The 24,985-nt window shown below is 67.0% G+C and carries 27 protein-coding genes; 14 read left to right on the top strand and 13 right to left on the bottom strand.

What is annotated here, in order from left to right; translation table 11 throughout:
• Nucleotides 1-297: 297 nt before the first annotated feature.
• Nucleotides 298-618: a hypothetical protein gene (locus E0504_RS53405; RefSeq protein ID WP_143252227.1), complete on the bottom strand. Its 321-nt coding sequence runs from the start codon at nucleotides 616-618 to the stop codon at nucleotides 298-300.
• A 121-nt stretch (nucleotides 619-739) separates the two neighbouring features.
• Between E0504_RS53405 and recQ the strand changes: the two genes are divergently transcribed.
• The 4 genes from recQ to asd all read left to right on the top strand — a co-directional run bounded on the left by recQ (nucleotide 740) and on the right by asd (nucleotide 4,820).
• Entirely contained in the window at nucleotides 740-2,539 is a 1,800-nt protein-coding gene (recQ, locus tag E0504_RS08360) for a DNA helicase RecQ (RefSeq protein ID WP_131622929.1), read from the top strand.
• 100 nt (nucleotides 2,540-2,639) lie between these two features.
• Nucleotides 2,640-3,623, top strand: coding sequence for a right-handed parallel beta-helix repeat-containing protein (locus E0504_RS08355; protein ID WP_131622927.1), 984 nt, complete (start codon nucleotides 2,640-2,642; stop codon nucleotides 3,621-3,623).
• A gap of 48 nt (nucleotides 3,624-3,671) precedes the next feature.
• Nucleotides 3,672-3,935, top strand: a complete 264-nt coding sequence (locus E0504_RS08350; RefSeq protein WP_131622925.1) for a DksA/TraR family C4-type zinc finger protein — start codon at nucleotides 3,672-3,674, stop codon at nucleotides 3,933-3,935.
• A 186-nt stretch (nucleotides 3,936-4,121) separates the two neighbouring features.
• Complete coding sequence (asd, locus tag E0504_RS08345) at nucleotides 4,122-4,820, top strand: archaetidylserine decarboxylase (protein WP_207912349.1); 699 nt, start codon at nucleotides 4,122-4,124, stop codon at nucleotides 4,818-4,820.
• A 4-nt stretch (nucleotides 4,821-4,824) separates the two neighbouring features.
• Here asd and ribA read toward each other — a convergent pair whose 3' ends face one another.
• The 7 genes from ribA to pabB form a co-directional block, all read right to left on the bottom strand.
• Nucleotides 4,825-5,850 (bottom strand): GTP cyclohydrolase II, encoded by a 1,026-nt coding sequence (gene ribA, locus E0504_RS08340; protein ID WP_243657460.1) that lies wholly within the window; start codon nucleotides 5,848-5,850, stop codon nucleotides 4,825-4,827.
• A 35-nt stretch (nucleotides 5,851-5,885) separates the two neighbouring features.
• Nucleotides 5,886-6,677 carry an exodeoxyribonuclease III gene (locus tag E0504_RS51240; protein ID WP_131622919.1) on the bottom strand — a complete coding sequence of 264 codons (792 nt, stop codon included), beginning with the start codon at nucleotides 6,675-6,677 and terminating at the stop codon, nucleotides 5,886-5,888.
• Nucleotides 6,678-6,943: 266 nt separating this feature from the next.
• A complete protein-coding gene (locus tag E0504_RS08330; RefSeq protein WP_131622918.1) occupies nucleotides 6,944-7,606 on the bottom strand; it encodes an outer membrane lipoprotein carrier protein LolA in 663 nt (220 codons plus the stop codon).
• A gap of 65 nt (nucleotides 7,607-7,671) precedes the next feature.
• Nucleotides 7,672-7,839 (bottom strand): 50S ribosomal protein L33, encoded by a 168-nt coding sequence (gene rpmG / locus E0504_RS08325; RefSeq protein WP_131622917.1) that lies wholly within the window; start codon nucleotides 7,837-7,839, stop codon nucleotides 7,672-7,674.
• A gap of 113 nt (nucleotides 7,840-7,952) precedes the next feature.
• Nucleotides 7,953-8,366: an alternative ribosome rescue aminoacyl-tRNA hydrolase ArfB gene (gene arfB / locus E0504_RS08320; protein WP_131622916.1), complete on the bottom strand. Its 414-nt coding sequence runs from the start codon at nucleotides 8,364-8,366 to the stop codon at nucleotides 7,953-7,955.
• Nucleotides 8,359-9,009 carry an RluA family pseudouridine synthase gene (locus tag E0504_RS08315; RefSeq protein WP_131622915.1) on the bottom strand — a complete coding sequence of 217 codons (651 nt, stop codon included), beginning with the start codon at nucleotides 9,007-9,009 and terminating at the stop codon, nucleotides 8,359-8,361. The genes arfB and E0504_RS08315 overlap by 8 nt, the downstream gene beginning before the upstream one ends.
• Nucleotides 9,006-10,796, bottom strand: coding sequence for an aminodeoxychorismate synthase component I (pabB, locus tag E0504_RS08310; protein WP_131622914.1), 1,791 nt, complete (start codon nucleotides 10,794-10,796; stop codon nucleotides 9,006-9,008). Before pabB ends, E0504_RS08315 begins: the two co-directional genes overlap by 4 nt.
• Nucleotides 10,797-10,901: 105 nt before the next feature.
• On the opposite strand from pabB, the gene E0504_RS08305 reads away from it, so the two are divergent.
• The 4 genes from E0504_RS08305 to E0504_RS08290 all read left to right on the top strand — a co-directional run bounded on the left by E0504_RS08305 (nucleotide 10,902) and on the right by E0504_RS08290 (nucleotide 15,068).
• Nucleotides 10,902-12,476 (top strand): helicase HerA-like domain-containing protein, encoded by a 1,575-nt coding sequence (locus E0504_RS08305; protein WP_131622913.1) that lies wholly within the window; start codon nucleotides 10,902-10,904, stop codon nucleotides 12,474-12,476.
• 38 nt (nucleotides 12,477-12,514) lie between these two features.
• On the top strand, nucleotides 12,515-13,216 hold the full coding sequence (locus E0504_RS08300) for an endonuclease/exonuclease/phosphatase family protein (protein ID WP_131622912.1): 702 nt from the start codon (nucleotides 12,515-12,517) through the stop codon (nucleotides 13,214-13,216).
• 131 nt (nucleotides 13,217-13,347) lie between these two features.
• Nucleotides 13,348-13,686 carry a P-II family nitrogen regulator gene (locus E0504_RS08295; RefSeq protein ID WP_131622911.1) on the top strand — a complete coding sequence of 113 codons (339 nt, stop codon included), beginning with the start codon at nucleotides 13,348-13,350 and terminating at the stop codon, nucleotides 13,684-13,686.
• 47 nt (nucleotides 13,687-13,733) lie between these two features.
• The gene (locus E0504_RS08290; protein ID WP_131622910.1) at nucleotides 13,734-15,068 is read left to right on the top strand and encodes an ammonium transporter; all 1,335 of its coding nucleotides are present in this window, start codon (nucleotides 13,734-13,736) and stop codon (nucleotides 15,066-15,068) included.
• A 148-nt stretch (nucleotides 15,069-15,216) separates the two neighbouring features.
• Here the strand turns inward: E0504_RS08290 and E0504_RS08285 are convergent, their stop codons facing one another.
• From E0504_RS08285 to E0504_RS08265, 5 genes are read right to left on the bottom strand one after another with little or no spacing between them, the layout of a single operon-like run.
• On the bottom strand, nucleotides 15,217-16,803 hold the full coding sequence (locus tag E0504_RS08285) for a GMC family oxidoreductase (protein ID WP_131622909.1): 1,587 nt from the start codon (nucleotides 16,801-16,803) through the stop codon (nucleotides 15,217-15,219).
• A 25-nt stretch (nucleotides 16,804-16,828) separates the two neighbouring features.
• Nucleotides 16,829-17,755, bottom strand: coding sequence for a sterol desaturase family protein (locus tag E0504_RS08280; protein WP_131622908.1), 927 nt, complete (start codon nucleotides 17,753-17,755; stop codon nucleotides 16,829-16,831).
• Nucleotides 17,756-17,765: 10 nt separating this feature from the next.
• The gene (locus E0504_RS08275) at nucleotides 17,766-18,161 is read right to left on the bottom strand and encodes a hypothetical protein (RefSeq protein WP_131622906.1); all 396 of its coding nucleotides are present in this window, start codon (nucleotides 18,159-18,161) and stop codon (nucleotides 17,766-17,768) included.
• The gene (locus E0504_RS08270; protein ID WP_131622904.1) at nucleotides 18,158-18,592 is read right to left on the bottom strand and encodes a TIGR01244 family sulfur transferase; all 435 of its coding nucleotides are present in this window, start codon (nucleotides 18,590-18,592) and stop codon (nucleotides 18,158-18,160) included. Before E0504_RS08270 ends, E0504_RS08275 begins: the two co-directional genes overlap by 4 nt.
• The gene (locus E0504_RS08265; protein ID WP_131622902.1) at nucleotides 18,589-19,386 is read right to left on the bottom strand and encodes a TerC family protein; all 798 of its coding nucleotides are present in this window, start codon (nucleotides 19,384-19,386) and stop codon (nucleotides 18,589-18,591) included. The genes E0504_RS08270 and E0504_RS08265 overlap by 4 nt, the downstream gene beginning before the upstream one ends.
• Before the next feature lie 255 nt (nucleotides 19,387-19,641).
• Here E0504_RS08265 and E0504_RS54075 point away from each other — a divergent pair, with 255 nt between their 5' ends.
• The 6 genes from E0504_RS54075 to queC all read left to right on the top strand — a co-directional run bounded on the left by E0504_RS54075 (nucleotide 19,642) and on the right by queC (nucleotide 24,977).
• A complete protein-coding gene (locus tag E0504_RS54075; protein WP_131623089.1) occupies nucleotides 19,642-20,517 on the top strand; it encodes a cold-shock protein in 876 nt (291 codons plus the stop codon).
• A gap of 129 nt (nucleotides 20,518-20,646) precedes the next feature.
• The gene (locus E0504_RS08255; protein ID WP_131622900.1) at nucleotides 20,647-21,837 is read left to right on the top strand and encodes an aspartate aminotransferase family protein; all 1,191 of its coding nucleotides are present in this window, start codon (nucleotides 20,647-20,649) and stop codon (nucleotides 21,835-21,837) included.
• The gene (argF, locus tag E0504_RS08250) at nucleotides 21,837-22,766 is read left to right on the top strand and encodes an ornithine carbamoyltransferase (protein ID WP_131622898.1); all 930 of its coding nucleotides are present in this window, start codon (nucleotides 21,837-21,839) and stop codon (nucleotides 22,764-22,766) included. Before E0504_RS08255 ends, argF begins: the two co-directional genes overlap by 1 nt.
• A 43-nt stretch (nucleotides 22,767-22,809) precedes the next feature.
• The gene (locus E0504_RS08245; protein WP_131622896.1) at nucleotides 22,810-23,733 is read left to right on the top strand and encodes an Hsp33 family molecular chaperone HslO; all 924 of its coding nucleotides are present in this window, start codon (nucleotides 22,810-22,812) and stop codon (nucleotides 23,731-23,733) included.
• A 98-nt stretch (nucleotides 23,734-23,831) separates the two neighbouring features.
• Nucleotides 23,832-24,251, top strand: coding sequence for a DUF3617 family protein (locus E0504_RS08240; RefSeq protein WP_165938444.1), 420 nt, complete (start codon nucleotides 23,832-23,834; stop codon nucleotides 24,249-24,251).
• A gap of 39 nt (nucleotides 24,252-24,290) precedes the next feature.
• Nucleotides 24,291-24,977, top strand: a complete 687-nt coding sequence (gene queC / locus E0504_RS08235; RefSeq protein WP_131622894.1) for a 7-cyano-7-deazaguanine synthase QueC — start codon at nucleotides 24,291-24,293, stop codon at nucleotides 24,975-24,977.
• The last annotated feature ends 8 nt before the right edge of the window (nucleotides 24,978-24,985 follow it).

The following is a 24,985-nucleotide window of genomic DNA, read 5'->3' as shown; positions in this document are numbered from 1 at the left end:
CTGGTGGCGGGGCCGGGGAGGGCTTCGGGCGGCAGGCGCCGCTGTTCGAGCATCTCGGCCGCTTCATCGAGCGCCCTGGCTTCGCCCACCGTCACGCCGCCCGGGCCGGGGTCACTGTCTGACGGACCGCAGGCGGCCAACAGGGGTAGGATAAGGAGGGACATGATCGCGGGAGCGGACAGGCGCATGGCGCATGCCATACCGCGATCGCGCAAAAGGAAAAGCGGGCGAATCGCTGCTGCGATTCGCCCGCTCATCGGGTCACGTGGTTTGCGCCAGGCTGGCGCAAGCCGCAGGTTACTGCGGCGCGGTCTCGGTTGCCGCGTCGGCAGCGGCCGCGGCGGCCTGGGCGCGGGCGGCCACATCGGCGGCATTGGCGCCAGCTTCCTCGGCGGTCGCCGGGGTGGTTGCCTCGGCGGATGCGGCCGGGGTGGCAGCGGCATCGACGGTCGCGTTGGCGCTCGGGTCCACGGCGGGCTCGGCAGTCACGCCGGTCATCGCCGCATCGGCGGGCATTTCCACGGTGTCGGGCTGGGCTTCGGTCGAGGCGTCGTCGGCTCCGCCGCACGCGGCCAGCGCGAAGGTGAGCGGGGCAAGGACGAGGGCGAACTTCTTCATGATGCATATCTCCACAGTTTGGGGTTGCCGCGTCTGTAGCCGTGCCACAATCGCGCCGCAATCTTCGCTGTCCACACTCCGGCATTTTCCTCCGCCGGCCGGCTGTGCCAAGGCGCCCCGCATGGCCACGGTCGCGCCCGCATCCCTCGATCTTCCCGCTGCCCGCGCGCGGTTGCGCGAGCTGTTCGGGTTCGACGATTTTCGCGGGGTGCAGCCCCAGGTGATCGATCGCGTGCTCGGCGGGCGTTCGACGCTTGCGGTCATGCCGACCGGCGCGGGCAAGTCGCTGACTTACCAGCTGCCCGCCACCATGCTGCCGGGCACGTGCGTGGTGGTCAGCCCGCTGATCGCGCTGATGCACGACCAGCTGCGGTCGGCGCGGGCAAATGGCATCGCCGCCGCCACCCTCACCAGCGCCGATGCTGACTGGCGTGAAACGCTGGACGCGTTCCGCGCGGGCACCCTCGACCTGCTGTATGTCGCGCCCGAGCGGGCGAGCCAGCCGGGGTTTCGCGACCTGCTGTCGTCCTCGCAGGTGGCGCTGTTCGCGATCGACGAGGCGCACTGCGTGTCGGAATGGGGGCATGACTTCCGCCCCGACTACCGCCTGTTGCGCCCGCTGATGGACGCCTTCCCGGGCGTGCCGCGCCTGGCGCTGACCGCGACCGCCGATGCGCACACCCGCGGCGACATCCTCCGCCAGCTGGGCATCCCGGAAGAAGGGATGATCGTCGCCGGGTTCGATCGGCCGAACATCCGCTATCGCATCACGCACCGGGACAATCCGGTGCGCCAGGTGGCCGACCTCATGCGCAGCGAACCCGGGCCGGGGATCGTCTACGCCCCGACTCGCGCGAAGGTGGAAAAGCTGGCCGAACAGATCGCCGCCGCCAGCGGGCGCGAGGTGCGCCCCTACCATGCCGGGCTTGAGCCGGACGTGCGCGCCGCCAACCAGGCGGCGTTCGTTGCCTCCGAGGATATGGTGATCGTCGCCACGATCGCGTTCGGCATGGGGATCGACAAGCCCGACGTGCGCTTCGTCGCCCATGCCGGCGTGCCGAAGTCGATCGAGGCGTTCTATCAGGAAACGGGCCGCGCCGGGCGCGACGGCGATCCGGCGCAGACGCTGATGCTGTGGGGCGCGGGCGACTTCGCGCAGGCCCGCCAGCGGCTCTCCGAAGTGCCCGAGGATCGCCGCGCTTCGGAACGCACCCGGCTCGATGCCCTCGCCGGGCTGGTCGAGACCGCCGGCTGCCGCCGCGCCGTGCTGCTGCGCCATTTCGGAGAGGACCCTCCGGCCCAGTGCGGCAACTGCGACAACTGCCTGGAAGCGCCCGGCGTGACCGACGTCACCCAGGTGGCGCAGAAGGTGCTGAGCGCCGCCTACCGCACGGGGCAGAGCTTCGGCTTCGGGCACTTGCAGAAAGTGCTCACCGGGGTGGCCGACGACCGGATCGTGCAGCGCGGTCACGACCGGCTCAGCGTGTTCGGCATTGTCGGGGAGGACGAGGCGCGCCTGCTCCAGCCGGTCGCCCGCGCCCTGCAGGCCCGCGGGACGCTGGTCGCGACCGATCACGGCGGGCTGCAACTCGGCGGCGACGCCAAGGCGATCCTGAAAGGCGATCAGAGCGTCGAGATCGTCGTCCCACCACCCTCCGCCCGCAAGGCCCGCCGCCGCGGCAGCGAATCGAACCCGGTCGGCGATCCTCTGTTCGAGCGTCTGCGCGAAGTGCGCCGCGATCTTGCCCGCACCGCCGGGTTGCCACCCTATGTGATCTTCCACGATGCCACCTTGCGCGAGATGGCGTCCCTGAAGCCGCTGACCTTGTCGCAGCTCGCCGAAATCGGCGGGGTCGGGGCGCGCAAGCTGGAGGCTTACGGCCAGGAGTTCGTCGACGCGATCCGCGCGCACGATCACTGACGGGCAAAGGGGCAGGTTGCACCTGTTGTGCGCCGACTTGGCCCGCCGTTCGCGCTGGGTATTAGGCCGGTATTAACCCTTTTTCCGTACGCCGGATGACATGGACAGCTTCGCCCGCGCCTTGCCCGCCCGCCCTTCGGTCCTGGCGTTGTGCGCCATCGGCGCGCTGGCAGTGACCGCGATCCCCGTTGCCGCCGTGCTGGCGCAGACTGGCGGAGAGGACTTCACCGTCGGGGAGACGGGGCGCAGCTATGCGCGCTTGCAGGATGCGGTGAACGCCATCGGCACCGGGCAGGGCACGATCGCCATCGCGCCCGGCACGTACCGCCAGTGCGCGGTGCAGGAAGGCGGCACGGTGACCTATGCCGCCAGCCAGCCGGGGACCGCGATCTTCGATGGCACGGCCTGCGAAGGCAAGGCGGCGCTGGTGCTGCGCGGTCAGGCGGCGCGCATTTCGGGGCTCACGTTCCGCGGAATCTCCGTGCCCGACCACAACGGCGCCGGCATCCGGCTGGAACAGGGCGACCTGACGGTGGCGCAGTCGTGGTTCACCGACAGCGAGCAGGGCATCCTGACCGCCAACGATCCCGGCGGAACGATCGTGATCGACGAGAGCACCTTCTCAGGCCTGGGCAACTGCGACGATTCGTCCGGGTGCGCGCATTCGGTCTATGTCGGCGACTATGGCCTGCTGCGGGTCACGCGCAGCCGGTTCGAGCGCGGGACCGGCGGGCATTATCTCAAGTCCCGCTCGGGACAGGTGCAGGTGGCGGCCAACAGCTTCGACGATTCGGCGGGCCGGGCGACCAATTACATGATCGACCTGCCCGCAGGCTCACGCGGCCAGATCACCAACAACTGGTTCGTCCAGGGACGCGACAAGGAGAACTATTCCGCCTTCATCGCCGTCGCAGCCGAAGACCAGACGCACCCCGCCGATGGGCTGACCATCGCCGGCAACGACGCGCGGTTCGCACCGGATGTGCGCCGGTCGAGCACTTTCGTGGCCGACTGGTCGGGCGATAAACTGGCCCTTGGCCCCAACGCCCTGGGCGTCGGTCTCAAGCCGTTCGAGAAACGCTGACGGAACCCGCGGTGCGCCTCGCCGGTTTCATGGGCCGAGGAGTATGCGATGGCAGGCGGTTGGACGCGCGATGGCGCGGTGCAGGACCAGATCGACGACACGGTCAAGGATGCGGTGGAGGCTGCCCGGTCCCGCATGGCGCGCGGGCCGAGCGCGGAGTTCTGCGACGATTGCGGAGAGCCGATCCCGCAGCGCCGCCGCGAAGCCCTGTCCGGCGTGCGCACTTGCGTGGCGTGCCAAGCGGAGCGGGACAGCGAAGTGCGCCACTCTGCAATCAACCGCCGGGGCAGCAAGGACAGCCAGTTGCGCTGACCGCGCGCGCGGCATAACCGGCTGGCCTCAGGCAACGGAGTTCGCCCCATCTCCTTCTTCGTCCGCGCGCAGCATCTGGCGCCCCAGCATGGCCTGTCGCGCCTGGCCGGACGGCTGGCCGACAGCACCGTTCCCTGGCTCAAGAACGCGCTGATCCGCCGGTTCATCGCCGCGTACGACGTCGACATGAGCGAAGCGGCCGAGCCCGCCGAGGCCTATCCCAGCTTCAATGCCTTTTTCACCCGGCCCCTGAAACCTGGCGCGCGCCCGCTCGCCGATGCCAATGACCAAGTTCTGAGCCCCGCCGATGGCGCCATCAGCGAGATCGGGGCGATCGCCAACGGGCGGATGGTGCAGGCCAAGGGGCGCGACTACACCGTGGCCGCGTTGCTGGCCGGCAATGCCGAGGCCGCCGACCGTTTCGAAGGCGGGCGGTTTGTGACCATCTACCTCTCGCCCAAGGATTATCACCGCGTCCACATGCCGGCGGACGGCACCTTGTGCAGCGCCCGCTACGTCCCCGGTGACCTGTTCTCGGTCAACGCAGTGACTGCTGGCGGGGTCGACGGGCTGTTCGCGCGCAACGAACGGCTTGCCTGCCTGTTCGACACCCCGCTGGGCACGATGGCGAGCGTCATGGTGGGGGCGATGATCGTGGCCGGGGTGGAAACCGTCTGGAGCGGGCGGGTTGCGCCCCACGGCAGATCGGTCATCGAGGAGGCGATTCCTCAAAACTTGCGGCTATCGGCCGGGGACGAGATGGGCCGGTTCTATCTTGGTTCGACCGTGATACTCTTGTTCGAACCCGGGCGGGTGGAGTGGCTCCCGGACCTTAAGCCGGGCGGCACCGTCCGCATGGGGCAGGCGCTCGCCCGCAGGCTGTGATTTCTCACCCCAACAGGTGACCCGAACGATCGCGCTTCGTCGCAAGGTAACGGGCGTTGTGCGGATTGTCGGGCAGCTGGTGCGGCACCCGCTCGGTTACTGAAACGCCGGCGGCCTCCAGCGCGGCGACCTTGGCCGGATTGTTCGTCATCAGCCGGATCGAGCGCGCGCCGAGCAGGTCGAGCATCCGGGCCGCGACGGGAAAGTCGCGCGCGTCATCCGGCAGGCCGAGCCGCTGATTCGCGTCCACCGTATCGAACCCCTGGTCCTGCAGGCGATAGGCGCGCAGCTTGTTGATGAGGCCGATGCCGCGCCCTTCCTGGCGCAAGTACAGCACCACCCCCCAGCCGCCGCTCCGCGCCTCGCCGGCGGCGGCATGTAGCGCTGCGTCGAGCTGCGGTCCGCAATCGCATTTGAGGCTCCCCAGAACGTCGCCGGTCAGGCATTCGGAATGCAGGCGCACCAGCGGCGCGCGGTCTGACCGGGCCCGGCCGAACACCAGCGCAACGTGCTCGCGCAGATCGTCGGCACTGCGGAACGCGACGATCTCACACTCCTCGCTGGCACTCACGGGAAGACGCGCACGGGCAGCGACGGTCAGCCGGGCCGGATCGGCAAGGGCGCGCAGATCGTCAGGGGCGAACGGCTGCGCTTCGCCGGCATGACGCGGATCGACCAGGAAAGCCGGCAGGATGCCCGCGATCCGCGCGAGTTCCAGGGCGGCGCTTGCGCCGCTTATCCAGTCGAGCGGCTCCGCCTTGAACGGACCTTTCAGCGGGGTGGCGAGGTCGAGCGCGGGATCCGCCAACGCGCGCGCGGCGCTCAGGTCGAACGGTTCGGCGCCGCGCACCAGCACCGGCGCATGGGGTTCGGCCGCCTCGCGCTGGTTGACCAGCTTGAGTGTCTCGGCGCGCGCGGCGGAGATCAGCATCTGCACCGCTGCGGCGTCTGCGGCGACCGCGGTCTCCGCCGGCAGCAGTACCGGGCCACAGGCCAGCGCGATCGGCCAGCCGTGGCGCAGCGCGTCCACCGCCTGTGCCGCCCGGCGTGACGCGCTCGGCTGGCTCAGAGGTCGAACTCCGTGACCAGCGGCACGTGATCGCTGGGCGCGTCCCAATGGCGGGTCTCCTCGACCAGGCGGTGGCTGCGCGCCTGACGCGCCAGGTCGGGGCTGGCCCACATGTGATCGAGCCGCCGTCCCTGGTCGCGCTGCCGCCACCATGAGCGGTAGGACCACCAGGAGTAGTTGCGCTCGGGCGCCGGAATGAACTGGCGTCCGATATCGACCCATCCGTGCGCATCGCCGAAGCGGGTCAGGGCTTCCACCTCGATCGGCGTATGGCTGACCACTTTGATCAATGCTTTGTGATCGTAAACGTCGCAGTCGAGCGGGGCGACGTTGAAATCGCCCACGATCAGCGTCGGCCGATCGAGACCATCCGCCCAGCAGGTCATCCGTTCGAGGAAATCGAGCTTCTGGCCAAACTTCTCGTTCACATCCCGGTCCGGCACATCGCCCCCGGCCGGAATATAGACGTTCTCGATGATCAGGCCCTTGCCCGCGCCGGTCAGTTCGACCCCTACGTGACGCGCCTCGCCATTGTCCTGCCAGTCATGGCGGCCCAGTTCCCGGAGCGGCAGCCTGCTGACTGTGGCGACGCCGTGGTATCCTTTTTGCCCGTGTACCGCCTGGTGGACATAACCGAGGTCGGCGAGCGCTTGCGCAGGAAACTGGTGCTCCTGGCATTTGATCTCCTGCAGGCACAGCACGTCCACGGTCTGCTCGCTCAGCATGCGAATGACCTGATCGATTCGCAGGCGAACCGAATTGATGTTCCAGGTGGCGACGGAGATCATGCAATGCGGGATAGGGAGCGTGCCCGCTCGCTGCAACCGCGGTGCAGGCAAAGAAAAACCCCCGCGCCGGGGGCATTGGCGCGAGGGTCCTCTTGAGCGTTCGTCACGCTGTGCAGTCGGGTCGCTTACGAGGCTGGGGCAACAGGGGGGAAACCCGCCTCCAACCGTCCTGCAAGCACTGGTGTAGTCGGTACCGGCTTTCCGCTCGATGAACGCCGCCTTGCGGCTCGTCGCAGAGCTCCCACGCAGAAAAGCCGAGCCGTTGCCTAGCGACGACCAGTCGAGCGGCGCGGATCCTTGAAGGTGAATGCGCTGTCAGCAACCGCCACTCCGTAACGCTGGTTGGTCAGTCGTACGGTGGTCCGACCGTTCTGCGCATCGAGCGCGACCCAGTTGGTCAGCTGCCAGCCGCCGGGCGCGTTGGCGTTGCGGGTGAAGATCAGGGTGATCACGCCATATTCGGGATGTTTGCTGTCGCGCACCTCGACCGAAAGGACGTTGTCGCTGCCCGACGGAACCAGCTTGCCGTACTTCTTCACGTCACGATTGGGGTCGAGCAATGCGCCAAGCGGCGAATTGCCGATCGGCCAGCGCTGCACCTGGTTGACCTCGTAATCGATCAGGTAGAGCGACTTGCCGTTCGCGACCACCAGCATCTTGGCGCTCTTCTGGTAATCGAAGCGGATCTTGCCCGGGCGCTTCAGCGTCAGCACACCGGACAGGGACTGGCCCTTGCGGTCGGTCTGCGTGAAATTCGCCGTCATCGTCGAGATGCCGCGCAGCGCGGCGACGGCCTGGTCGAGTTGGCCCGCCTGCGCCGCTACAGGGGCGGCCGGCATCGCCAGCATCGCGGCAGGGACAGACAGGGACAGCGCGCCGGCAATCGCGGCGCGCAGGGTGGTGTGGGGAAATCTGTTCAAGGTAATCATGCTCCGGTCGTTAGGCACGGAGCGTTGAACTGCCCGTGAACCTGCGCGGTTCCGGGCGTTCAGGATCACTTGATCTTGGCTTCCTTGAACTCGACGTGCTTGCGCGCGACGGGATCGTACTTACGGAAGGTGAACTTTTCCGAATGGTTGCGCGGATTCTTCTTGGTCACGTAGAAGAAGCCGGTGTCGGCGGTCGACACCAGCCGGATCTTGACGGTTGCGGACTTCGCCATCGCGGTTTCCTGATTCGCTTGCTCGGGCGCTAGGCCCAGAAATACCAAAGGCGGCACACGTGCGCCGCCCGTCGGGCGCGGCCATTGGTGCAAGCGGCGTGCAAAGTCAATCCTTACCAGTCGATCTTGCCGCGGTTCGCCTTGACCGTCCCGCGCGATTTCTTCTCCTTGATGCGCGCCTCCTTGCCCACCCGGTTGAGCCGGCTCTTGGCCCGCGGGCGCGGTGCGTCGTGGGCGTCACGCAACAGTTCGGCCAGGCGCTCGCGCGCATCGGCGCGGTTGGCTTCTTGGGTGCGGAAGCGGCGCGCGGTCAGGACGATCTCCCCCGCCGCCGTCATGCGGCTGCCGGCCAGGGTCTTCAACCGCGTGAACACTGTCGGCGTCAGGCGCAAAGCGAACACGTTGAACCGCAGCTGCACCGCTGTCGCCACCTTGTTGACGTTTTGCCCGCCCGGCCCGCTCGCGGCGATGAAGCTTTCGCTGACCAGCTCGAGCGCCCGCGCCACGACCGCGTCGACTTCAGCCATCGCTGAACCCGAGTTGCGCGAAGTCGGGCGGCAGCGGCGAGCGCGCCTCGATCGGCGTCTTGGCGGCACGCGGGACGATCAGGCCGGCGGCGTGAAGCATCGTGCGCGGACCACTGCGCCGGTCGCCATATACCGGATCGCCGGCGAGCGGTACGCCCAGACCCGCGAGGGCATGGATGCGGATCTGGTGCGTGCGGCCCGTTTCCGGCCGGAATTCGACCAACGTTCGGCCCCCTGCCACCACCAGGCGCCGCCAATGGGTGACCGCCGGCTTGCCCTTCTTCGCCGCGATCATCCGCCAGCCCTTCTCCGCCGAGCTGATCTTGGACAGCGACAGCGCGACCGTGCCTTCATCCTCAGTCACTTCGCCGGCCAGAATACCGAGATAGCGCTTCTCCACGCTGCGTTCCTCGAACGCACGCGAGAAGCGCACCAGTGCCTTGGGATTGCGCGCCAGGAGAAGGCAGCCCGAGGTGTCGGTATCGAGCCGGTGGACCGCCGCCGGATCGCGCTGGAAGCCAAGGCGCAAATCCTCCAGGTGGTCGGCAAGCGACTGCCCGCCAGCTCGCGGCCGATCGACCGGCAGGCCCGCGGGCTTGTCGATCACCAGGGCTTCGCCGTCTTCGAATAGAAGCGGAATCATAGCAGTCTGGCCTCCATCAGGCCGCGCAGCGCGTTGCCGAGCAGAAACCCGCCTTCGAGATCGCTCAAAGTCAGGTCAGCCTCCCTCGCGCGGCCCTCGTCGATCAGTGAGCGGCGCAATACACCCGGCAGCAGACCCGAGGCGAGCGACGGAGTGAGCAGCATCCCGTCGCGCTCGACGAACACGCTGGTGAAACTGCCCCCCGTCACCAGCCCGTCGTCGCGCACCAGCAGTGCCTCTGCCGCCCCCGCCTCGTGCGCTGCGTCGCGCGCGGCGTCGTAGAAATCGCGGTCAGTGGTCTTGTGCCGCAAGCGCCAGTCGCCGGGTTCCACCGGCAGCGGCAGCGCGATGCACGCCAGCGGCTCCGCCAGGTCTGGAGGCAGGGGTGCCGCCTCAAGCGCCAGCTCTCCACCGCGCGACGCCAGCAGCCGCAACCGGGCGGGACCGTCGAGATCGAAGCACAGCGCCTGGATCCGGTTGCGAGCGGCGTGCCGGTCGAATGCGAAACCGAGCTCGGCCGCGCTCGCCTTGATCCGTTCAAGGTGCAGTTCGAGCAGCCGCACACCTTCTTCCGGATGAAAGCGCATCGTTTCGATCAGGTCGCACCCCGGGGCGGCCCGGCGTGCGAAGTCGGCCTTAAGCAGGCTTTCACGCCATTCCGGCAAGGCTTCGCTGTCGGTGACGATGGCCGATCCCACGCCGAGGACCGCCGTGCCCTGACCGTTCTCAATCTCGGTCAGCCGCAGGGTTCGGATCGCTACATTGAACGCCGCGTCCCCGCGCGCGTCGATGCGCCCGATCGCCCCGCAATAGGGGCCGCGGGCGTCCCGCTCGACTTGGCCGATGAGTTCCATCGCGCGAACCTTGGGCGCGCCGGTGATCGATCCGCAGGGAAACAGCGCGCGCACCAGATCCATCGCGCCCTGCCCCTCCGCTAGCCGCGCGCGGACGGTGGTGACCATCTGATGGACCGTTGGATAGCTTTCGACCGCGAACGGCGCGTCGACGTGCACACTGCCCGGTTCGGCCACCCGCGACAGATCGTTGCGCATCAGATCGACGATCATCAGGTTCTCGGCCTTGTCCTTGGCCGAGGTGGCGAGTTCCGCCGCCAGCGCCTGGTCGGCTTGCGGATCGGGCGAGCGCGGCCGCGTACCCTTCATCGGCTTCGCCTTGGCCGCGCCATCGTGAAGGCTGACAAACAGTTCCGGCGAAAGGCTCAGCAGCCAATGCTGGCCGTCGAACACCACACCGCCGTATCCAGCCCGGGCCTGGCTCCGCAGTGCGGCATAGATCGCCAGCGGATCGCCGCGAAAACTGCCCGCGAGCGGAAAGGTGAGGTTCGCCTGATAGATGTCACCCGCGCGGATCGCCTCCTGCAACACGGCAAATGCTGCCCCATAGCCGCCGGCCGACAGCTGCGGCACAAGGGGGCCAAGCGAGGCGGTGCCTTGCGCGCGCTCGGCCAGCCACGCCGGTACCTCTTCGGGGGCCATGCTCTGGGGATCGTCGAACAGTCCCAGCCATACCAGCGGCCCGGCGGCGCCGGTGCGCTTGAGCGCGAGCGCAGCAAGCTTCGGCTCCAGCGCCAGACCAGCTTCGTAGGCAATGGTGCCGGCCAGCGTTCCGCCCTGCCGCCGCGCATGATCGGCGGCTTCGAGAACTGCCGCAACGTCTTCCGGGCGGTGCGCGACGAACACCGCGCGCGGGTTCTCGAACAGTTGTGCGTCGGCCGCGCCGCCGGTCCGTGCGTCATCAAGCAAAACGAAAGGAGCGTGCCCCGCCATGCCATACGCCTTAGCGCGTCGTGCCCGGCTGTCGAGGGAGCTTGACCGCGCCGCGGCGCGCTGCGCAGACAGCGCATGCAGGCATAGCGGGAGTGCAACCGGAGTATGGGCCAGATTTTCCTCGGGCTTGCCGACAACGGTGGACGGCAGGTGCTGGAGCTGTCGCGCGCCAATCGGCACGGGCTGATCGCCGGCGCCACCGGCACTGGCAAGACGGTGACGCTACAGGGATTGGCGGAAAGCTTCTCGGCCGAGGGCGTCCCGGTGTTCCTGGCGGATGTGAAGGGCGATCTGGCGGGCATCGCCCTGCCCGGGTCGCCGAGCTTCAAGAACGCCGCCGTGCTGGAGGGCCGCGCGCGCGACCTGGGCATGAGCGATTATGCCTATGCCGATAATCCGGTGGTGTTCTGGGATCTCTTCGGCCGGCAGGGCCATCCGATCCGCACGACGATCTCGGAAATGGGGCCGCTGCTGCTCGGCCGGCTGCTCGGCCTCAACGACACCCAGCAGGGCGTGCTCGACATCGTCTTTCGGTACGCCGACGAGCAGGGCCTGCTGCTGCTCGACCTGCCCGACCTGCAGGCGATGCTGGCACACACCAGCGAAAATGCCAGCGAGTTGTCCGCGCGATACGGCAACATCACCAAGCCGAGCGTCGGCACGATCCAGCGCCAGGTTCTGAGCCTCGATAGCCAGGGCGGAGCAGAGTTTTTCGGCGAACCGGCGCTGGAGATCGTCGACTTCATCCGCACTGACGACCGCGGTCGGGGGGTCATCAATGTGCTCGCCGCTGACCAACTGATGCAGAGCCCCAAGCTCTACGCCACGTTCCTGCTGTGGCTGCTGGCCGAACTGTTCGAGACACTGCCCGAGGTGGGCGACCTCGAAAAGCCGCGGCTGGTGTTCTTCTTTGACGAGGCGCACCTGCTGTTCGACGAGGCGCCCGCAGCGTTGCAGGACAAGGTCGAACAGGTGGTGCGCCTGGTCCGGTCAAAGGGTGTCGGCGTCTATTTCGTCACTCAGAACCCGGTCGATATTCCAGAGAAAGTCGCCGGGCAGCTGGGCAACCGGGTGCAACATGCCCTGCGCGCCTATACCCCGCGCGACCAGAAGGCGATCCGCGCGGCCGCCGAGACCTTTCGCATCAATCCGGCGCTCGATGTGGCGCAGGCGATCACCGAACTGAAAACGGGCGAGGCGCTAGTTTCCACGCTGCTGGAGGACGGCGCGCCGTCCGTCGTGCAGCGCACGCTGATCAAGCCGCCACACAGCCGGCTGGGGTCCCTGGAGCCGAAAGAGCGGGCGATCATCCAGGCGGTCAGTCCCTTTGCAGGCAAGTACGACGAGCGGGTGGACCGCGAAAGCGCGGCCGAAGTGCTCGCGCAGAAAGCGCAGGATGCCGCCGAAACCGCGCACGAGGTCGATCGGGTCGGCCGCGAAAAAGTCGGCCAGCGCGAACGGCTTCACACAGGCATCTGGGGCAAGGCGGCCAAGCGCGCGGCGGGCGCGGCGATGGGATCGGGCGCGTCGATCGCTGCCGGCGCGATCCTCGGGAAAAAATCGCGCGCCAGCCCTATGAAGACTGCTGCCAGCTCGGCCGCCGGGTCGATCGCGACCGACCTTGCCGGGCCGTACGTCGGACGGTTCGTGCGCAATCTCATCGGCGGGCTGATGCGCTGACGGGACCGATCCCGGCATCGCGGCGTTCCATCCGACACGTGCAGCTGACATTCGCCAGTTACAATATCCACAAGGGCGTGGGGAAGGACGGGCGGCGTGATGCCGACCGCATCCTGGCCGTGCTGCGCGAACTCGATGCTGACGTGATCGCCCTGCAGGAATGTGATCGCCGCTTCGGCGCTCGCACCAGCGTGATCGAACGCACCGCGCTTGACGACACCCCGTGGCAGGCCCTGCCGGTGGCGCAGCGCCCGCAAAGCCTAGGCTGGCACGGCAACGCCTTGCTGGTGCGGCGCAAGTTCCAGGCGCTGGAAGCCCATGCGGTCGAACTGCCGCGGCTCGAGCCGCGCGGTGCCGTGCGCGGCGACTTCATGGTCGAAGGCGTGCGCCTGCGGGCGGTGGGCGTGCACCTCGACCTGTCAGGCCTGCGCCGGCGCGACCAGATTCGCGCGGTGCTGAAGCACGTGGATGGCTGCGCTGAGGCGTGCCCGACAGTGCTGATGGGGGACTTCAATCAGTGGGGTGCAGGCACTGGCGCCATGCGAGAGTTGACGCATGGCTGGCACTCGCTGGTGCCCGGCCGCAGCTTTCCAGCTCATAACCCGGTCGCGCAGCTCGACCGGATCGTCGCCTGCACCCGGTGGCGCGTGATCGCGCAAGGCGTGCATCATAGCGCTTTGGCGGCGAAGGCATCGGACCACTTGCCGGTGTGGGCCACGCTGGAATTGCCCGACAAATAGGCGCCTGCCCGTTTTACGGGCATTTTGGGTGCTGCTGACAACCTTCTCTGTCTAGCTCAGCAAACTGGCACGGCTTTTGCTGAGCTAGCAATGCCGGACTTTCGCGTCCGGCGGCAGCAGGGAGGCAAGGCGTGAAATACATCATCGCCGTGATCAAGCCGTTCAAGCTCGACGAGGTGCGCGAGGCGCTCTCCGCGATCGGGATTGCGGGAATGACCGTGTCGGAGGTCAAGGGCTTCGGCCGGCAAAAGGGGCAGACCGAGATTTACCGGGGCGCCGAATATTCGACCAACATGCTGCCCAAGGTGAAGATCGAGGTCGCGACAAGTGATGCGCTCGCGCCTCAGGTGGTCGAGACCATCCAGCAGGTCGCCCGCACAGAGGCGATCGGCGACGGCAAGATCTTCGTGCTCGACTTGGCCTCCGCCACCCGCATCCGCACCGGCGAAACCGGCGACACCGCGCTGTGACCGGCGCCTCACCCGATCTTTCGACCTGGACCATGAGGGGAACCCAGATGATCCGTAGATTTCTGACCGGCGCGCTCGTGACGGGCGGTTCGCTGGTCGCCGCTACCGCCGCCTTCGCGCAAGACGCGGCGCCCGCCGCTGCGGAAGCGGCCGCCGCAGTGCCCAATCCGGGCAACAATGCCTGGATGATGATTTCCACCGTGCTGGTGCTGATGATGATCCTGCCGGGCCTCGCGCTGTTTTACGGCGGCCTGACGCGGTCGAAGAACATGCTTTCGACGATGACCCAGATCGGCGCGGCAGCCTGTCTGGCGATGCTGATCTGGGTGATGTGGGGCTATGGCATGGCCTTTGGGCCGGAAGGCAACGCGTTCATCTCGTGGGGCAAGTTCTTCCTCGCCGGTGTCACCTCGGACAGCACCGCCGCGACGTTTTCGGACGAGGTGATCAGCGAGTACGTCTTCATCAGTTTCCAGATGACCTTTGCCGCGATCACCGCTGCGCTGGTGCTGGGCGCGACCGTCGAGCGGATCAAGTTTTCGGCGGTGATGGTCTTCACCGCGATCTGGCTCACCATCGTCTATTTCCCGATCGCGCACATGGTGTGGGCGGGCGGCGGCCTGTTCTTCGAGATGGGCGCGCTCGATTTCGCTGGCGGCACCGTGGTGCACATCAACGCCGGCGTCTCGGCGCTGGTGGCCGCGATGATGCTGGGGAAGCGCAAGGGCTATCCGGCCGAGCCTATGCCGCCGCACTCGCTGACCCTTACGATGGTCGGCACCGGGCTGCTGTGGGTGGGCTGGTTCGGCTTCAATGCCGGCTCGGAACTGGAAGCGGACGGCACCGCCGGCCTGGCGATGATCAACACCTTCGTCGCCACCGCTTCGGCCGCGCTGTTCTGGATGCTGACCGAGCGGGCAGTGGGCCACAAGGGATCGACCCTGGGCTTCTGCTCGGGCGTCATCGCCGGGCTGGTCGCAGTCACGCCCGCCGCCGGCAATGTCGGGGTGTTCGGAGCGATCGTGCTCGGCGCCGTCGCCTCGGTGATCTGCTTCTTCGCGGTGTCCAGGCTCAAGCCGATGTTCGGATACGACGACGCGCTGGACGCTTTCGGCATCCATGGGGTCGGCGGGATCATCGGCGCGATCGGCACCGGCATCCTCCACGATCCGCTGTTCGGCGGACCGGGCGACGGTTCGGTCGGCATCGGCGCGCAGACGCTGGTGCAGGTGCAGGCGGTCGGCATGACCATCGTCTGGGCGGCGATTGGCACCGTGATCGCGCTGACCATCGCCAAGCTGGTCACCGGCCTCAGGGTATCGCCCGAAGTCGAATATGACGGCCTCGACATCGGCGAGCATGGAGAGCGCGCCTACAACTAATCCACCAGTTTGGCGAAGCCGGGGCTTCCTCTCCTTTACTCCGGCTTCGCCATCCGATGTTCCTCCTGCGAACACCGCCTTCACACGGGCCGGAGCTTATCCTCCGGCCCATTTTTTGTCCGCGATGCCAGGGGGCGTCGGGCTGGCTTCAGGCTGCGAGCGCGGTCTTCACGAAGTCGGCACAGCGTTCGCCGATCATGATGCTTGGCGCATTGGTGTTGCCCGATACCAGCTGCGGCATGATCGAAGCGTCCGCAATCCACAGCCCGTCGATCCCGCGCGCTTTCAGCGTGGGGTCGACCACCGCCTCGTCGTCGGCACCCATGCGGCAGGTGCCGACCGGGTGATAGACGGTATCGGCGCGATTGCGGATCAGCGTGTCGAGCGCCGCATCATCGTTCAGGTCGATCGGGTAGCGATCGCGCGGCTGGAAAGCCTGCATCGCCGGCGCCTCCACGATGCGGTGCGACACCCGTACGCCTGCCCGCAGCACCTCCATGTCGCGTTCGCTGTCCAGGAAATTCGGATCGATGACCGGCGCCGCGCGCGGATCGCCGCTGCCTAGGCGCACGGTCCCGCGGCTTTCCGGACGCAGGACACAGGCATGCAGCGAAAAGCCGTGTCCCTTGACCTTGGTGCGGCCGTGATCTTCCAGCATGGCCGGGACGAAGTGCCACTGCACGTCGGGCGCGGGCGCGTCGGGCATGACCTTCCAGAATCCGCCGGCTTCCGCGAACGGCGTGGTCAGGATCCCGGTGCGCTTGCGGCGATGTTCGAGCACCGCCTTGGCCATGCGGATAGTGCCTTCGAGGCTGTCGCCGAAGAATCCGCGGTCGTGGCTTTCCCAGCTCGACACGTAGTCGATATGATCCTGCAGGTTGCCGCCCACCGCGGGGCGGTCTGCCACCACCTCGATGCCGTGTTCGGCCAGGTGAGCAGCCGGGCCAATGCCCGAAAGCATCAGGATCTGCGGACTGTTGAACGCGCCGGCAGAGAGCACGACTCCGCCCCGTGCGTGGATCGTGCGCTCCTTGTCTCCGACCAGATAGGTCGCGCCGGTCACCCGGCCGTCGGCGATTTCAAGCCGCTTGACCGTCACCCCGATGCGGACATCCAGATTGCGGTTCTTGCGCAGCGGCTCGACATAGGCGCGGGCGGCCGACCAGCGTTCGCCGTCCTTTTGCGTCACCTGGTAAAGGCCGAACCCTTCCTGCTTCGACCCGTTGAAATCGTCATTGCGCGGCAGCTGCAGTTGCGTGGCAGCCTCGACGAAGGCCACGCTGCCCGCATTGACATGGTGCTGGTCGCTCACGCTAAGCGGTCCGTCCCCGCCGTGGAAAGCATCGGCCCCGCGTTCGTTTTTTTCGGCACGCCGGAAATACGGCAGGACGTCATCGTATGCCCAGCCGGTGCATCCCTGCGCGGCCCAGTTGTCATAGTCCCACGCGTTGCCGCGAACATAGAGCATCGCGTTGATCGCGCTCGACCCGCCGAGCCCGCGCCCGCGCGGCTGGTAGCCCGTCCGCCCGTTGAGCCCCTTTTGCGGCACGGTATCGTAACGGTAGTTCGATCCTTGCGGGATGAACGGCATGAACCCCGGCGTCTTGACGCGCACCGAATTGTTGCGGCCGCCAGCCTCCAGCAAGCACACGGTCTTGCCGCTTTCGGCCAGCCGCCCGGCAACCGCGCTGCCGCCGCTGCCCCCGCCGATCACGATGACGTCGAATTCCTGCATTCACCCTCTCCCTCAAGCGCAAGGGTTAGGCAGCCTCGTGGTGTTCCGCAATCGGGTTTTGGGGCGCAACCGATCGGCGGCGGGATTCCCACCGTGCGCGGATCATGCCGCTGGTCTCGCGGCTGCCATCGTGGCTCCAGCCCGGTTCGCGGATCAGATAAGAGAGCTTGTGCCGCCACGGCGCGCGGCGAACATCGCGGACGATGCCAATCCATTCGTGAAACACGGCGTTCAGCAGATTGAAGCTGCCGAGCTGCCGGACGATGCCGTACCGGATGCGCTCGTCATCGGTTTCGGGCTCGAAAGTGCCGAACAGCTTGTCCCAGACGATGAACACGCCGGCATAGTTGCGGTCGAGATAACGCGGGTTGGTCGCATGGTGCACCCGGTGGTGCGACGGCGTGTTCATCACCGCCTCGAACCAGCGAGGCATCCGGCCGATCGCCTCGGTATGAATCCAGAACTGGTAGATCAGGTTGAACCCTCCGACGATCGCGATCATCCCGGGGTGAAAGCCCAGCAGCACCAGCGGCAGCTTGAAGGCGAAGCCAAGCGTCAGGAACCCGGTCCAGGTCTGCCGGAGCGCGGTCGACAGGTTGTAGTGCTGGCTGGAATGATGGTTCACATGGCTCGCCCAGAACCACCGCACGCGGTGACCCGCGCGGTGGATCCAGTAATAGGCCAGGTCATCGAGCACGAAGCACACCGGCCATGCCCACCACTGCCAGCCGATGTCGAACAGGCGGAACTGCCAGGCCCACAGGAACAGCGCCAGAAACGCGCCGCCGGTCAGCAATCCTGCCACCGTGCTGCCCAGTCCGAAGGCCAGGCTGGTCAGGGTATCGCGCGGTTCGTACGCCTCTCGCCGCAGCCGCCGCGCCCAGATCATCTCGATCACGACCAGCAGGACAAAGCCCGGCACTGCATATTCGGTGGGTGAGAAGTCGGGCATGAGAACGCCCTTATAGCCGCCTCAGGCTCGCAGCCCAAGCCGGAGCCTGATCCCCCAGATTCAGTATCACGCGACCAAAGCGCTGTTCGCCGGTACCGACTTCGAGCAGATGGCGATCAAGCCGGACGTGGAGGTGGTTGTCGAGCAACCGCGAAGCAAAGTGTGCTCCGTGTCGCCGCAGCAGCATGACGCGCCCTTGCGCGTCGCGGGCAAGCCCGCCCACTCCCGCTCGGTCCAGCGCGATCTCGACGGGATCGAAACCACACAGCGCCTCCTCGGCGAGTTCGCGCAAGTGCGCCTCGTCGCGGATACGGGTGTCGCCGCCCAGGCCCAGTCGGTGCGCCAGCCAGGCGAGTGCAAGGATCGCCAGCAGCGAGCCGCCGAACTGCAGCAGCTGGCCGCTCATCGCCGGGCGGTAAGAGCGTCCATTGCGGGGCGCACCGGGGAGACGTCATAGCCGGCTTCGGCGGCTACCGCGGCCAGCGTTTCGGGATCGTCGCCAAGGCTCGCGCGTGCCAGAGCCCACAGCAAGGTGGAGCGGGTGCCCGAACGGCAGTAGCCCAGCACTGGGCCGTCCGCTCGCTCCAGAGCTTCGGCCAGTTGCGCGACCTGCGGATGGCTGAAGCCAGCGTGGGTGATCGGGATTTCCAGGTAATCGATGCCCGCTGCCAGCGCGGCAGCCTTGATCTCGGTTCCAGGAGTCTGGTCATCACCTTCGCCTTCGGGGCGGTTGTTGACGATCAGCTTCACGCCCTGTTCCTTGGCCGCGGCCACATCGGCGACGGTGATCTGGGGGCTGGCGAGCATCGTATCGGACAGGCGGCGGAACTGGTTCATGCCTGTGCCTTCCGCTCACGCCGGCGCCGCTGGAATATGTTGAGCATCTCGACACCGACCGAGAAGCCCATGGCAGCGTAGATGTACCCCTTGGGAACATGGAAGCCGAACCCATCGGCGATCAGCACCAGACCGATCATCACCAGGAACGCGAGCGCCAGCATGACCAGGGTCGGATTGTGTTCGATGAACCGGGCGAGCGGGTCGGCGGCGACCATCATGATGGCGACGGTGATCACTACCGCGGTCACCATGATCGGCACTTCGTCTGTCATGCCCACGGCGGTCAGGATCGAATCGACCGAGAACACGAGGTCGATGGCGATGATCTGGATGATCACGGCACCGAACGTCGCCTTGGCGGCCGTGGCGATCCCCGGCGTCTTGTCGAGGAGGTCGCCCGAGTTGTCTTCCGGCTCCATCGAGTGGTGGATTTCCTTGGTCGCCTTCCACAGCAGGAACAGTCCGCCCGCCAGGAGGATCAGGTCGCGCCCGGAGAACGCGGTTTCGAAGGTCGCCTCGCCGTATTCGTTCGCGGCGCCGACCAGGCCCAGATCGAGCAGTGGCTGGGTGAGCGTCACCAGCCAGCCGATCAGCATCAGCAATCCGATGCGCATGATCAGCGCCAGCGCCAGGCCGATCCGGCGCGCCTTGGACTGCAAATGCTCCGGCAGCTTGTTCGACAGGATCGCGATGAAGATCAGGTTGTCGATCCCGAGCACGACTTCGAGCGCGATCAGGGTCAGCAGGGCCAGCCAAGCGGCCGGGTCGGAGAGTAGTGCCATCAGGTCCATGGATTGGGTTCATGGCGGCAGGCCGGGCTCTGCGCAAGCGTCGCGGTTTGGCCGAATTGACACAATTATGCGGCATCGGGGCGGCGCGCGGTTAAAATGTTCGCGTGAGAGAGACTCTTGCGCTATGCAGACCGCTTGATCGACGGGGAGGTCGGCCGCCTTGGTAGCCGCCCGATCCGGCCCGGCGCGCTCCGTCCGCGCCTGCCGGGTATAGGCGAAACGGGCGGCGAGGCAGGCGAAGGTACGTTTCAAGACATGGGTTATGATAAAGGGCGGCGCCGCGGCAAGGACAAGCGCGACGGGTTTGGCGAAGACAGCTTCGATCCGTTCGGCGGCGGTGGCGGCGGTGATTTCGGCGGCGGAGACCGGGGCGGTTTCGGCGGCGGTGATCGCGGCGGCTTCGGCGGCGGTGGCAGCAGCTATGGCGGCGGAGACCGGGGCGGCTTCGGCGGCGGCCAGCGCAGCGGCGGCTTCGGCGGCGGTGGCGGCGGTGGTCGCAGCTTCGGCGGCGGCGGCGGCGGCGGTGGCGGTGGTGGCGGCTTTGGCGGCGGCAACCGGATGCCTCCGCAGGTCGTCGGCACCGGTAAGGGCACCGTAAAGTTCTTCAACAGCCAGAAAGGCTTCGGCTTCGTGGCCCAGGAAGGCGGTGGCGAGGATGTGTTCGTGCACATCAGCGCAGTCGAGCGGGCCGGGCTTGCCGGTCTTGGCGAGGGCCAGGAACTGGCGTTCAACCTGGTCGATCGCGGCGGCAAGATCTCCGCGCAGGACCTCCAGATCGTCGGCGATGTCGTTCCGGTGACGGACCGTGGTCCGCCGCGCGAAGACCGCGGTGACCGTGGCGGCGACCGGGGCGGCGATCGCGGCGGTTTCGGTGGTGGCGCGGGCGCAGGTGCCCCGCGGCGCGAGTTGACCGGCGAAAAGGCGACCGGCACGGTCAAGTTCTTCAATTCGATGAAGGGCTTCGGCTTCCTGGTGCGCGACGACGGCCAGCCGGACGCGTTCGTGCACATCAGCGCGGTCGAACGTTCGGGCCTCTCGGGCCTTAACGAAGGCGAAAAGTACGAATTCGATCTCGAGGTCGATCGACGAGGCAAGCACTCGGCGGTCAACCTGGTGCCCGTCCAGGGCTGATCGTCGGCGGACCCCTGGTCGTTTGACCAGGATCTCGCCCACCTCTAACGGTGCAAATGGCGGCCCCCACCACAGCGGCGGGGCCGCCATTTGTCGTTTTGCTTGCTTATTCGAAGGAACGCCCACGCGATGTCGATCACCCCGCTGATGCCCGTTTACCCCCGGAGCGGTGTGCGGCCCGTGCGCGGCGAGCACTGCCACCTGATCGACGAGGACGGCACCCGCTATCTCGACTTCGCCAGTGGCATCGCGGTCAACCTGCTGGGCCACAGCCACGAAGGTCTGATCGGCGCGATCCAGCGCCAGGCGGCAACGCTGATGCACGTATCGAACCTCTATGGCAGCCCGCAGGGGGAGGCGCTGGCGCAGCGGCTGGTCGACCTTACCTTTGCCGACACGGTGTTCTTCACCAACTCGGGCGCCGAGGCGGTCGAGTGCGCGATCAAGACCGCGCGCGCGTATCACCAACACGTCGGCAACGATGACAAGTACGAACTCATCACCTTCAAGAACGCGTTCCATGGACGCACGATGGCGACGATCAGTGCGTCCAATCAGGACAAGATGCACAAGGGTTTCCTGCCGCTGCTGGCCGGGTTCAAATATGCGGAGTTCGACGACCTGGAGAGCGCCAAGGCGTTGTTGGGCCCGCACACCGCCGGCTTCCTGGTCGAACCGATCCAGGGCGAGGGCGGCATCCGCCCGGCGTCCGACGCGTTTCTGCGGGGCTTGCGCAAGCTGGCGGACGACAACGATCTGATGCTGGTCCTCGACGAGGTGCAGTGCGGCGTGGCCCGCGCAGGCACGCTCTACGCCTACGAGCAATATGGCATCGAACCCGATATCCTTGCCACCGCGAAGGGCATAGGCGGTGGTTTCCCGCTGGGCGCGTGCCTGGCGACCGAGAAGGCCGCGCGCGGAATGGTCATCGGCAGCCACGGGTCCACCTATGGCGGCAATCCGCTGGCCATGGCGGCAGGCAACGCGGTGCTGGATGTCGTGGGTGACGAGGCGTTCCTCGCCGAGGTACGGGAGAAGGGGGAGCGGCTGCGCGGCCGGCTCGAACAATTCATCGGCAACTATCCTGAACTGTTCGACTGCGTGCGCGGCAGGGGGCTGATGCTCGGCCTGCGGATGAAGGTCGAAAGCCGCCCGTTCTACATGCACCTGCGCGATCGCCACCAATTGCTGACCGTGGCGGCCGGCGACAACACGCTGCGCATTCTCCCGCCGCTGGTGGCAGGGGAAGCGGAGTTCGACGAATTCTTCGACAAGCTCTCTGCCGGCGCGGCGAGCTATCATCCGCCGCAAGCGGCGTGATGACCGTGCGGCACTTGCTCGACCTCGGCGATGCCGGGGCGGATGCGATCGGAACGATGCTGGCCGATGCGCACGCGCGCAAGGCTGCCCGGGCAGGGTGGCCCAAGGGCAGGGCTGACGCCGATGCCCCGCTCGCCGGTCACGTGCTGGCGATGATCTTCGAGAAGAACTCCACCCGCACGCGCGTCAGTTTTGACGTGGCGATGCGCCAGCTGGGCGGCAGCGCGCTGATCCTCGATTCCGGCACGACTCAACTCGGCCGCGGCGAATCGCTGGCGGACACTGCGCGGGTGTTGAGCCGGATGGTCGATGCGATCATGATCCGCACCGATGACCATGCCAAGATCGAGGAGCTGGCCCGCCACGCCTCCGTGCCGGTGATCAACGGGCTCACCGACCGGTCGCACCCATGCCAGATCATGGCCGATCTTCTCACCATCGAGGAGCAGGGCAAGCCACTCCGCGGTCTGGAGCTCGCCTGGCTGGGCGACGGCAACAACGTGCTGCACTCGATACTGGAGGCGGCGGGACTGGTCGGGTTCAACGTCAGGGTGGGTACGCCGGTAGGCTACGACCCGGACAGTGCGTTCATCGAACAGGCTCGCGCGGCAGGCGCGGTGATCACCCTCACGCGCGATCCCGCCGAGGCCGCGCGCGGGGCGGACGTCGTGGTGACCGACACCTGGGTGTCGATGGGACAAAATTCGGCGGCGGACAGGCTGGCCGCGATGACGCCGTATCAGGTCAACTCTGCGCTGATGGCCTGCGCCAAGGCCGATGCGAAATTCCTCCACTGTCTGCCCGCGCATGTCGGCGAGGAAGTGTCAGCCGACGTGTTCGACGGACCCGCTTCGGTGGTGTTCGACGAGGCCGAAAATCGCATCCACGCGCAGAAGTCCGTCCTGCTATGGTGTGCTGGCAAGCTGTAGGGCTACGGATTGCGCCGCGGCTGACCGCCCCCATATGGCGGCGATGACTGAAGCCCCGGAAACGTTCGCCGATCAGCTGCTCGGCTTCTCGCTCCCGTCGCGCCACGCGCGCGGACGGGCGGTGCGGCTCGATGGCGCGCTGCAGGAAATCCTGTCCGCGCACGCCTATCCACCCGCGATCACGCACTTGCTGGCCGAAGCACTGGTGATCACCACGCTCGTCGGAGGCCTGCTCAAGGACGGAGGCGAGGACGGCGACGGCGGCCAGCTGACGATGCAGGCCCAGACCGACGGCGGCGTCGTGCGGCTGCTCGTCTGCGACTGGCAGGGTGGAAGCCTGCGCGGCTATGTCGATTTCGATGCCGAACGCCTGGACGCACTCGGCGCCAACCCGTCGCTCACCGCCCTGTTCGGAAAGGGCTATCTCGCGGTCACGTTCGATTTGCCCAAGGCCGGCGGTCGGTATCAGGGGATCGTTCCGCTTGAAGGAGCGACGCTGGGCGAAGCGGTCGAAAGCTACTTCAGTCAGTCCGAACAATTGCCGACACTGATCCGCACCGCGGTGCGTTCGGGAACCGCGGGCACGGTGGCTGGCGGCCTGCTGGTGCAGCATCTGGCGGAGGGCGAGGAAGGGCGCGAGCGGTTGCACGTGCGCCTGGACCATCCTGAGTGGGAGCACGTCGCTGTACTCGCCGGCAGCACCCGGCACGACGAACTGATCGACCGCGATCTGTCGCTCGAGGCGCTTGTCTGGCGGTTGTTCCATGAAGAGCAGCAGGTGCGCGTCGAGGTGGGCGCGCACGTGTCCCGCGGATGCCGCTGCTCGACCGAACACTATCGCGCCGTCCTTTCGCGCTTTCCCGAGGACGAGCAGCTAGCCATGGGAGACGAGAACGGGGTCATTGTGGTGGACTGCGCGTTCTGCTCGCGTGCGTTTCCGATCGATCTTGCGCCAACGCAGGGCTAACGGTTCGTCGATGCGGCGGAACGTCTTAACGCAGATGCGGTTCTGTGATACAACTGCGCGAGTCGGCAGACTCTCGGGCGCATGATGGAGTTTTTTCAATGCGACTGAAGACCGTGACCGGTCTGCGATCCGCCGCGATCGCCGCGGGGATCGTCTATGCCAGCGGCTTGATCACGCCCGCGATCGCACAAGCGCCGTCCCTGGCGATGTTGAGCGCGCTCAACGACGGGCAGTGGGAAATTCGTTTCCGGGACGGCGCGCCGGCGCGCCGCGTATGCGTGCGCACCGGGCGTGAACTGATCCAGCTTCAGCACGGGCAAAGCGGGTGCAGCCGGTTCGTAGTGGAAGACGGCGCGAAAGTGGTGACGGTGCAATACACCTGCCGCGGGAATGGCTACGGGCGCACCAGCGTGCGGCAGGAAACGACCAGCCTGGTGCAGATCGACAGTCAGGGCATCGCCGATGGGCTGCCGTTCCAGTTTTCTGCCGAGGCGCGCAGGGTCGGCGCCTGCCGTTGAGCGGTTGCAGAGCCGTGCGGCTGCGACTAGCGGCCCGGAATGAACCTGCACAACAAGAACGCGGTGGTCCTGCTGTCGGGCGGGCTCGATTCGATGGTGGCAGCCGGCCTTGCGCGTGAGCAAGGCTTTGCCATCCACGCTCTGACGATCGACTACGGGCAGCGCCACCGGCGCGAACTGTCGTCAGCAGAGGCGATCGCTACCGCGCTCGGCGTGGACGCCCATGTGGTCCTGCCGCTCGATCTGCGCCGGTTCGGGGGTTCGGCGCTGACTGCCGATATCGCCGTGCCCAAGCAGGGCGTGGGTGACGACATTCCGATAACCTATGTGCCTGCCCGGAACCTGGTGTTTCTGGCGCTGACCATCGCCTTTGCCGAAGCAAGCGGTGCGCACGATGTGTTCATCGGGGTCAATGCGCTCGATTACTCGGGATACCCGGACTGTCGCCCCGAATTCATCGCGAGCTTCGCCGAGACCGCTCGACTGGGCACCAAGGAGGGCGTCGAGGGGCGTCCGTTCACCATCCACGCTCCGCTTCAGCACATGAGCAAGGCCGATATCGCGCGTGAGGCCGATCGGCTTGGCCTCGATTGGGGGCTGTCGTGGTCGTGTTATGACCCCACTCCCTCCGGAGACGCCTGCGGCTCATGCGACAGCTGCAGGCTGCGGCGAAAGGGCTTCGCGGACGCGGGTTTGATGGATAGGGTCGATTATGTCGGCGAATAACCGGCCGT

Source organism: Parafrankia sp. BMG5.11 (assembly GCF_004337455.1).
This window is presented reverse-complemented; position numbering and strand designations above follow the sequence as displayed.